Origin of the sequence: Mariniflexile maritimum (genome assembly GCF_009746565.1) — a bacterium.
GTDB classification, from domain to species: Bacteria; Bacteroidota; Bacteroidia; order Flavobacteriales; family Flavobacteriaceae; genus Mariniflexile; species Mariniflexile maritimum.
The window spans coordinates 12,820-22,906 of the sequence record NZ_WRPN01000006.1 but is presented as its reverse complement, the minus strand read 5'-3'; the positions used below and the strand labels follow the sequence as shown (position 1 = coordinate 22,906).

Here is a 10,087-nt window from a genome sequence, read left to right as displayed (position 1 = left end):
TTATTCTATAACTTTTGAAGTCTTTCAGCCAGTGCTTCTTTATTCAATTTAACTTTTACCATACCCATAGGATGAAATCTTCTTTTCAAATCGATGGCAGCATATACAATGGTGTAAATATCGTTTCCTTCGGGAATTAAACATAAAGGTGTTCGCATGATGTCCCACCATTTATCAACTTTGGTTTCAATTGGTAAATAGCGTGCTTCCGACCATTTTAAACCATCTTTAGACAAACTATAGGCCATCATATTAGGTAAATGATGCCCCCAACCATCAGGACCGCCATCAAAAACAGCGATGTATGTTCCATCGGGCAACTGACTGACAATGGGATTTTCAACAAAAAAAGGATGCATCGATGTTATGGGGTTTATTGTTGCATCTAAACGTTTCCAAGGGCCTTCTAAGCTATTGGATTTAGCAAGTCCTACAAACCAGCCTTTTCCTGATTTCTTAGGATAATCGTCCCAAGTTTTAAACGGATACGCACCACTATAAAAACCTAACCATTCATTTTCACCCACTTTATATGGAAAAAAAGAAGCGACACCTTGACGGCCTTCCCATGGCTTTGAATTTAAACCAGGTTCAATAATAATGCCTATATCTTTATATGGGCCACCAATGCCTTCTATACCATCAACAATAGATTCGCATCGCCAAATACGCCCAAAAGAATGGTTTGGCTCAATCTCTTTATGAACGGTATATGCCAAATAGTAGCCATACCATTTATTTGCCACTTCATTAAAAACAGGCATGTACGACCAAATAGCTGCACGCCTATCGTTCATGGGGTTATCATCTTCAGTAATGGCATACGTTCCACTCGCTTGTAAAATGGTAGATTCACGTTTCCAGTTGATGGCGTCTGTACTTGTCCAATGCCCAATTTTAGTTTTTACACGATCGTAATAGGCTTCAACCCCAACTTCTCCAGCGCGTTCTGTTGGAAACATATGATACCTATCACCAACTTTTACAACACGACCACCTTCAAAACCACCTTGAATGCCTTCGGTTCCAGGCATGCCTTCATCAACTACTGGTGAATTTTGACCGCCAATAATTTCAAATAATGGTTTTTCATCTGAAAAGCCTTCCACTATAAAAGTTGGATTCCAAAGCCTGCCATCTGGACATTCTGCATTTCGAAAATTCAATGTTTCATTTGCTTTTATAACGCCCAAAACGGTGCATATACCAGATGTATTAATAACATGTGTTCCCTTTGAATATGGCATAGCATACACATCTACAAATGACAAACCAGAAATAGTTAATCCATTTTGTAAAACAAGCTGCGCATTTTTATCTTCTTTGATGTTTGAATTTTCATCTTTAAAAACACCAACAATCACTTTAACTGGCTCATTAAATTTCAATTTTAATGGATTATCAGTTTTATAAGGTAATTTAATACCTGTTAAACCTTTTAATTCGGGTGCTAAACGAACAACATTATGCTTGCTTCCAGAAAAAACGTGTGCATATTGTGATGCAGTAAAGGTTTGATAATGAGAGCCAACCATTTTATAAGAAGCTGGTTGCCAACTCGGAATTGCGTTTTGAGAATTCCCCAAAAGACATCCTAAAGTGCTTACTAAAATAAATATAAACCTCATTTTAATCATCGTATTTATAATGCTTTGTAATTAATATGATATGGTGTATTTGGTTGAATTTCCAATTGGTATTGGTGTTTTCCTAAAATAGTTATGTTACCATAATTTGAAGTTGGTTTACTTTTACTGTTAATGATTAAAGTACCCATGCCTTTTGAAGCTTTTACTTTAATTTCGTTTGTACTACAATATAATGAAACATTTCCGTTTGGTGTTGGCACTTTACCTTCTATCCATTGTAAACCGCCTAAATTTGGTTTAATTTCATATTCTGCATACCCTGGTTTTGTTGGTTTTACACCCAAATAATATTTTCCAAAAAGATAAATTGGGCTAGCACCCCAAGCGTGACACAGGCTTTTTCCATAAGGACGTCCGTACATTTCTAAATGGTCTTTTCCACTTTGCTTTGGGTCGTATTTTTCCCAAAATGAGGTGGCATCATTTGCTAACATACCACCCCAATAATCTCGAATTTCATCCAACACGAATTTTTGTTCGCCCATAGCACATAAGGCTTCTAACTCGTAAAATCGCATATATGGTGTGGTGATTTGCAAAATAGCATCATTAAGCAACACCTTGTTTTTTACGCTTTGTTTTTGTTCCTCATCAAAATAATTGAAAAAGATACCAAACATATTGGCATATCTGGTAACCATGTCTTGTATTTTTCCATCAATACGCTGATGCTTCATAACGTTTTCTTTTTCATCCCAAAATACATCAAACAAATTGGTTTTTAAGTCGTTGGCTAATTTTTGATAGCGTTTTTGGTCTTCAGTTTCACTTGCTATTTCGGCACTTACAGCCATAGCTTCTAAACTTCGCACTAAAAGCATTTGTTCAAAACTTACTTCGCCTGTTTTTGGCAAACCATCTGCCCAATCAATAAACACCCAATCTCCTTCCAATGGTTCTAGAAATCCGTTTTTATTTCTTCTGCCCAAACAGTACTCCATAAGCGTTTTCATTCGTTGATAAAACGTCTTTATAAACTTGGTGTCGCCCGTATATAAATAGTAATCGTAAATACCCACAAACCAATACAACGAATAATCCATGATGATATTGATGTGTGCCGTTACGGGTTCTTTGCCGCGAAGTGCCAATAGGGTTCGTTCTACTGATGGCGAATCAAAAAACAAATAATAGTTCATCAAATAACTTTGATAGGCATCACCAGACCATATCCAACGGTCGCGTTTAATGCCATCGATAAAAAACTCGCGCGTGGTTAAGTGCATGGTGTATGCCGAAACATCCCAAATATTGTTCAATAAATCATCGGATGACTTGAATTTTCCACGATAGTTTAATGGTAAATATTCATAAAGCATGGAAATGGCATCGTACTGAACTGTTGCATCTGCTTGTACTTGCACATATCGGAATGCTTTGGATTTGTTATGTATATATGTTTCTTGCTGACTGCCATCAAAATAAAGATAATCAAGTGTTTCACATTTATCGGTATCTAATGCTTCCTCACGAGATTCACCATAATATAATGCCAACTTTCCTTTGCCTTTTAAACCATGTATTTGGATGTAACCAAAGGTTTCTTTTCCAAAATCTACCAACTCTCCAGCACCAACTTTTTCTGTTTTTACAGCATTCCAAGGTTCGGTTGTGAGTTTAAATTCTGAAGGTTTATTTTCAGGCGCATCAAAATTCCAAGAACCAACAGGCATCCACGGCGTTCCTGATTGTTGTGCTTTGCCCGTTTCATCAATCCACAATTTATCTTCATTGGTTACTATCCAAGAACTATTTGATTTTACATATTTACCATCAATATAAATAGCGGGTAACACTTCTTGGTTGTAAACTTTTAAAGCTATTTTATGCTTGCCTGCTGGTATTTTAATTGATTTTGGCTGCCCATAGATTTGTACATCATTCACCAGTAATTGAAAAGAACCTTCTGAATAAATTTTTACGTCATCGGCTTCCGGAATATCTACTTCAGTTTGAAAGGTTACCAAAGGATATGGACTGTAATAACGCCAAAGCGGCGGAAAAACCGCTTCCCGCTCTGTGCGCCTTACTTGCATTTTATTGCTTAACCATATTTCGTAATCGCCCGGATACCATATCCATGTTGAAACAGAAGCGGCATTTGGCAAAAAAGATTTATCCATCAGTTTTATTTTTTATGATACTACAAAAACGGTTTTAAACAGTGTCTCCGTATCTTTCTTTTGTTATTTGTTGCAATGTTTTACCACGGGTTTTGGGTGTCCAAATAGTTCCTATTACTAACGCAACAAGAAGCAAACCTACCATCATGTAGGCCGCCGTATTAAACCCCTCGCCATTTTCGCCGTAAATATGAACAAATACCAATCCCCATATTGCCGCTATGGCTCTTACGGCAAAGAACATTACCCCTTGCGCCCCCGCACGATATTTGGCTGGAAAGAGTTCCGAAGCCCAAAGCGCATAAAATGCCTGTACACTGATACCCGCGTGAATACCCCAAAGAATAGTGAACGTCCATAACGCAGCATAATTTTTTATTCCTATAAAAATGAGGATACACCATGCAACGACCCCTATAAACGTGCCGATAAAATACAACAGGCGCTGATTTACTTTATCGACTATCATGGCAAAACCGAAATAAGTTACGGCTATAATCACGATCCATTGTACGGCCGATACCATATTAGCCTGTCCGTTGGAAAGGCCGCCAGCATTTTCATAAATATGTTGTTGAAAGAAACCCATCACGGAAGCAACCATGTTCCAAGAAACGTAAATACCTGCAAGAAAAAGCATGGTGCGCATATTTACCTTGTTTTTGAAAAGTAATCCAAACGACGCAAAAACACTCGGTTGCTTCTCTATGCCTTGAGCTTGCTGAGCATCTTCCCAATCTTTTGATTCATTTAGTTTTCGTTGCAAAGTCCATGCTATAAACGCTACAATAAACAACGAACCGAAAATAAGACGACTGCTGAACACATTGACCGCTTCAAGGCTTGCGTCGTTTCCTAAAAATAATGTCGCCATTTTTTCCACATAGCCAAATAAAGCACCGGCTGCAGCATCGGCTTTACCGGGAGCAAGTAACATTCCCAAAAGCAAAATGATTGTTGGACCGACTCCCCAGGCAAACTGAGAAATTCCCATATTACGTCCGCGATTATTCACTTCTGAATTTTCAGAAATATAAGTCCACGACGCAGGAACACCGGCTCCTACCGAAATGCCCGTAACTAGAAAGCCCATTAACAACATTGGGAAATTGACCGTGAAGATGATAATTGCAACCCCCAACATATATACAAGCATATTGTAGGTGTAAATGGTTTTTCGACCGTATTTGTCGGCAAGAAAACCACCGATAATCGCTCCAATGGCAGCACCAAAACAGTTGGCACTAATGGCGTTAAGCCAACCAAGATGTCCTTCGGTAAGCCCGAGATAATTTTGCCAAAGCGTCAATCCGCTTGCGCCGGCTACAATGGCACCCGCATCCAAATAATTTGTAAGCGATACAGCTATTGTGCTTTTTAAGCTTCCTTTTTTATGTTCCATTTCTTATTTCTTTAATATTTATAGTACATCTTGACTATTGTCCAGTTTAATATTGAAGGCAAATCTTCGGAAGTGCCCTAATTTATATCAATATGCATTGATGGTGGGTTATTGCTTCCATCGTTCGTGTTTTTTATCGTCCTGAATCTGTTTTTCAATTTTGAATTTATAAATATTTTCAATGTCCATTAAAAAACAAATACAATCCAATCATCGCCATTATAAGTGCCCCCCAAAGGAATTTTACTTTTGGAGAAAGTTTTGCTTGAGTATAATTTAAGGTGCTTTTGTATGGATTACTTTGCTTGTCTAAATACGAAACAACAATTATCATTAGAGATAAGAATACGAAAATGTAAAAAGACAACAGTAAAAAATGAGGCCAGATTTTAACCCCTAATGTTGGGTCGTTTGGAAATATCCATAAATACAAAACACCAATGGTTAAGCTAAGTAGCGTACCAAAAATTAAAATACTATTGGCTGCTTTTGTGGTTGTTTTTTTCCATAAAACACCAAATAAAAAAACAACCGACATAGGTGGCGCGATAAAGCCTAAAACAGATTGAAAGACATCGAACAAATTCAATCCTTTAATACTGTCGATGGCCATAGTGATGAAAATGGAAATAACAGCCCCAGAAACAGTAACCAAATGCCCGATTTTTACAATTTTTTTCTGACTCGCATCGGGTTGAAATTTTTTCACAAAAATATCCATGGTAAATACCGTACTTAATGCGTTTAAAGCAGAATCGATAGTACTTACCAATGCCGCAATAAGAACCGCCATTACCAAGCCTTTCATGCCTGTTGGGAATAATTCTGTAACCATGGTCATGTAGGCTTCATCGGGATTAGCCAAGTTGGGAAATAGAATAAAGCACATAATACCGGGAAGTATAAATAACGGCACATCAATTATTTTCAACCAGGCTGTAAAATTGGCCCCTAACTGGCCCTGTTTTATACTCTTAGCACCCAACACCGATTGCACCATCGATTGATCTGTGCACCAAAACCAAATACCCATAATAGGATACCCCAACAATATGGCAACCCAGGGGTAATTGGCATCATCACTTGGCAGAAACAGGTTCCAGTAATGAGATGGTGTTTTTTCAGTTAAGGCACCAATGCCCCCTATTTTATTTAACCCAACCCATACTAAGGCAAATGATACAATTATTAACAATACCATTTGTATTACATTGGTGTAAGCAATCGTTTTTAGTCCACCTGCCATGGTAAAAAAACCAGCAATAAGCAACAATATAATTACCGAAGCCCACATTGGTAAATTAAGTATTTGCTGAATCAACACACCACCTGCAAACAAGGTTAACGACAACCAACTTAATAAAATGGTTACAATGGTGTACCAAGCCAAAATATTTTGGGTTGAATTCCCAAAACGCTTCCCCATAAATTCAGGTAGGGTTTGCACTTTGGCACCTAAATATCTGGGTGCAAAAACAACAGCCAATAAAAAAATGAATATAAACGCATACCATGAAAAATTTCCTGCAACAACACCTGTTGTGTAGCCAATACTTGCCGAGGCAATTAACATGGAAGGCCCTACATTGGTGCCCCACATATTAAAACCTATACTGGTCCAATTTAAGGAGTTGCCCGCAAGAAAATAGTTTTCATCGGCTGGACGTTTTTGCCTGAAACTAATCCACGCACCAATGCCTATTAATCCCACCAAATAGATTCCAACAACAGCAAAATCAAGAAGTTTTAATTGGTCGTATATATTCATTTTTTTAGTTTAAATAGTGGTGAATCATTTTGGCTCGTTGGTTTTATTGAAAATTAATTTCAAAAATATCATACATAAACATTCACATTTTTACCTTCTTTTATAAATGGTTCTGCCCAATAAAGAGGTGCTCCATTACTTTTTAAAATAGGTTCTGCCGAATATTGAATAAGCAATACCCGACGCGATTTATTGGTGGTATTTGAACCGCTTCTATGAAAACAGGTACTTGAAAACAAAGCAACATCGCCCGCTTTCAATATTGCTGGAATACCCGGATTGTTACCGAAATAACCAATTTTATCGTTGGTTCCTTCTTGCAATACGTGGTTTATACGTTTTTTGGTTCCGGCATCTTTGTATGGCAACAGATAAACGGTACCGTTCTCTTCATTTACGTCATCTAACGGACACCAAATTGACAGGTATGGTTTGTGTTCAAAATCCAAATACCCAGAATCTTGGTGCCATGAAAACGTCATGCCTTTATCGGCCGCTTTTACTACATACTGCTCTAAGAACAAAAACACATCATTACCTAAAATGTCGCGTGTAATTTGTTCCATTTCCTTGCCAAAAATAAGGTCTTGCATCGTTTTACTATCCTTATAGCGCAACGCAATGAAATAGCGTTTCCCTTTGTGGTTTATTTCATCAACTTCCACACCTTTACGATCCATCTCATCATCTTTTTCCTTTATAAATCGTTGACATTCAACTCGTAATCGCTCTATCAACTCTTGCGGTATCGCATTTTTTACAATGCAAAAACCATCTTCTTTAAACTGATGTATTTGTTCGCTTGTTAAAACTGCACTCATAGTTATTAAGTTTTAAGTTGTTTTGGTTTTGTTGTTAAATGAAATGGAGAAGTTTCCAGATACCCTTAAAGCTAGCGTCGATTTTAATGATGCTGGTTTTTTTAAAATCCATATCATCGGTACAGTTTACAGCTTCTGGATAAAGAGGAATTTCAGCCCCTTCTTTAACCCAAACAGGCATATCTTCCATAGTTGCCCCAAAGTTTCTTAACCATTTTTCGCCTTCAAATGCTTCACCAGTGAAAAAATGGATCCAGTTTCCCTTTGGCAAGTACACATCTCTTTTGTTTTCAGAATTCATCATTGGAGCAACTAAAAAATCGTCTCCAAAATAATATTGATTGTCTAAATGCCAACACATATTATCTTCTGGATGGTGCATCAACAATGCGCGCAGTACAGGAAATCCTGTATAGGTTGTTTTTTCTCCTTGCGCGATAATGTACGGAAGCAGCGCATAGCGAAGTTTCCACCATTTTCTAATAGTAGAAGCAATATTTGGATAGTAATACGGTTCACGTTTTGAAGTACCATGGTAACGAATATGGGATGTAAAAACACCGAATTGCGTCCAACGCACATATAAATTGTCTGGAATTACCGAATTCATAAAATCTGGCACACCATGAAACCCAGGCACATCATGACTCCAAAAACCAAAACCAGACAATCCTAAATGGAGGCCTCCTTTTAGCGAACCCGCCATTCCATCCCAAGACGCTGCGGCATCGCCGCCCCAATGAATGGGATAGCGCTGGCAACCTGCCCAACCTGCCCTTGCCCAAATTAAACCATCGCCCGTTACTTCTTTTGTTACTTCAAAAACTGCTTTTTGGTATAATAGCGCATACAGATTATTCAGCGATTCTGAGGTCATAGTATGGTAATTGGCGTCTAAATGGATTTCCTCGCCAAAGTCGGTTTTAATACAGGCAACCCCCATATCCAATAGCTCACGCAACAAATTTTTGTACCAATTTACTGCTTTCGGATAGGTAAAATCAATAGTGCCCGCATAATCCAAATTACTAAAGTTGGAGCCGCCTTGCACCGTCTGTTCATTTAGGGCGCCTATATAATTGTTCGTTTTGGCTTCCTCATATTGTTCAGCATGTTCTGAAATATAGGGCATTTGCCATAAACTTACACGGTACCCATTCTTTTTTAAGTTTGAAACAAATCGTGTGGGGTATGGAAAACGTTCTGAGTTGAATTTCCATTCACATAGCCAATCGGTTTTAAACCATCCGGTATCTAAATGAATGACATCGCACGGAAAATCTTCTACTCGTAACCTATCACAAATTTCATTTACTTCGTCTTCAGAAAAATAGGTCATTCGGCTCATCCAGATACCATAACTCCATAATGGCGGCACGCTTGGGAAACCCGTTAAATTTTTATATTGATGAATGATTTTTTCAGGCGAATCTTCACCAATCAAAAAAATGTCCAAAACAGGTTCTTCTACCAATAATTGAACGGATCTTGTAGAAAAATCGGCCATTGAAAACTTGCTATAAGTTGAGGTATGCAAAAACAGCCCATACATTTCGCTCGATAAATAAAACGGAATGTTTTTATAGGTTCGTTTGTTGTTTACGCCTTGGCCATCTTGATTTTTTAGTTGAAACGTATGCCCAGATAAATCCATTTTTGAAAATCGTTCGCCTGTACCAACAAATTTTTCGTCCGGCTTGGCATGAAATGAAATAGATGCTTTGGTTGGCACATCGTTTTTTTCAATAAACGACAAACACATGGCATCCATTCTGGCTGGAAAAAACTGGTCGTAGGCACTTACCGTTACCGCTTTTTTTCCATCGGGATAAAAAATGGCTTGCATCGATTCTTGAGGTGCCGGTAACAAATCGCTCCAATGGTCAATTTCAGGATTTGACAAATCGAAAACGGCTCGTAAAGTGCCATTAACGTCTATAACTTTCCATTTTTCAGATGATTTGTGGATATTCAATTTTATTTCTTGAATATCATCAGCTATTTCCAACATTGCAGAGGTTTCAGCTATTTCAGTATCAAAACCAATGCTAATCCTCATTATTTTTTCACCTAAAGCACGCAGGGAAATACAATAATTTTTTCGAGGAATTGCCATATCTGGCGCGATATCATTGGATGGTAATTGGCATTGAAATGGTACCGTTAAGGCAACACCAAGACCATTTTCAAAAATATCGATTGGCTTGCAGGCTTTCCAAAGTCTGGAAACCTCTGCATCCAAAGGCAGGTTGGTATTAAAATCTAAGAAATCGAAAAATTGATGGTTGGTTTGTTTCATCAGTTTAATAAATCTTGCTACAAGT

General features: G+C 37.9%; 6 protein-coding genes. All 6 read right to left on the bottom strand.

The window, feature by feature from the left end:
* Positions 1-5: 5 nt before the first annotated feature.
* The 6 genes from GQO80_RS09505 to GQO80_RS09480 all read right to left on the bottom strand — a co-directional run bounded on the left by GQO80_RS09505 (position 6) and on the right by GQO80_RS09480 (position 10,062).
* On the bottom strand, positions 6-1,628 hold the full coding sequence (locus tag GQO80_RS09505) for a hypothetical protein (protein ID WP_232333147.1): 1,623 nt from the start codon (positions 1,626-1,628) through the stop codon (positions 6-8).
* A 14-nt stretch (positions 1,629-1,642) separates the two neighbouring features.
* The gene (locus tag GQO80_RS09500; protein WP_157208126.1) at positions 1,643-3,772 is read right to left on the bottom strand and encodes an alpha-L-rhamnosidase-related protein; all 2,130 of its coding nucleotides are present in this window, start codon (positions 3,770-3,772) and stop codon (positions 1,643-1,645) included.
* 34 nt (positions 3,773-3,806) lie between these two features.
* Complete coding sequence (locus GQO80_RS09495) at positions 3,807-5,174, bottom strand: MFS transporter (protein ID WP_157208125.1); 1,368 nt, start codon at positions 5,172-5,174, stop codon at positions 3,807-3,809.
* A 178-nt stretch (positions 5,175-5,352) separates the two neighbouring features.
* On the bottom strand, positions 5,353-6,942 hold the full coding sequence (locus tag GQO80_RS09490; protein WP_157208124.1) for a sodium:solute symporter: 1,590 nt from the start codon (positions 6,940-6,942) through the stop codon (positions 5,353-5,355).
* A 68-nt stretch (positions 6,943-7,010) separates the two neighbouring features.
* The gene (locus tag GQO80_RS09485; protein WP_157208123.1) at positions 7,011-7,763 is read right to left on the bottom strand and encodes a phytanoyl-CoA dioxygenase family protein; all 753 of its coding nucleotides are present in this window, start codon (positions 7,761-7,763) and stop codon (positions 7,011-7,013) included.
* A gap of 34 nt (positions 7,764-7,797) precedes the next feature.
* Positions 7,798-10,062, bottom strand: a complete 2,265-nt coding sequence (locus GQO80_RS09480; RefSeq protein ID WP_157208122.1) for a glycoside hydrolase family 31 protein — start codon at positions 10,060-10,062, stop codon at positions 7,798-7,800.
* Positions 10,063-10,087: the final 25 nt, after the last annotated feature.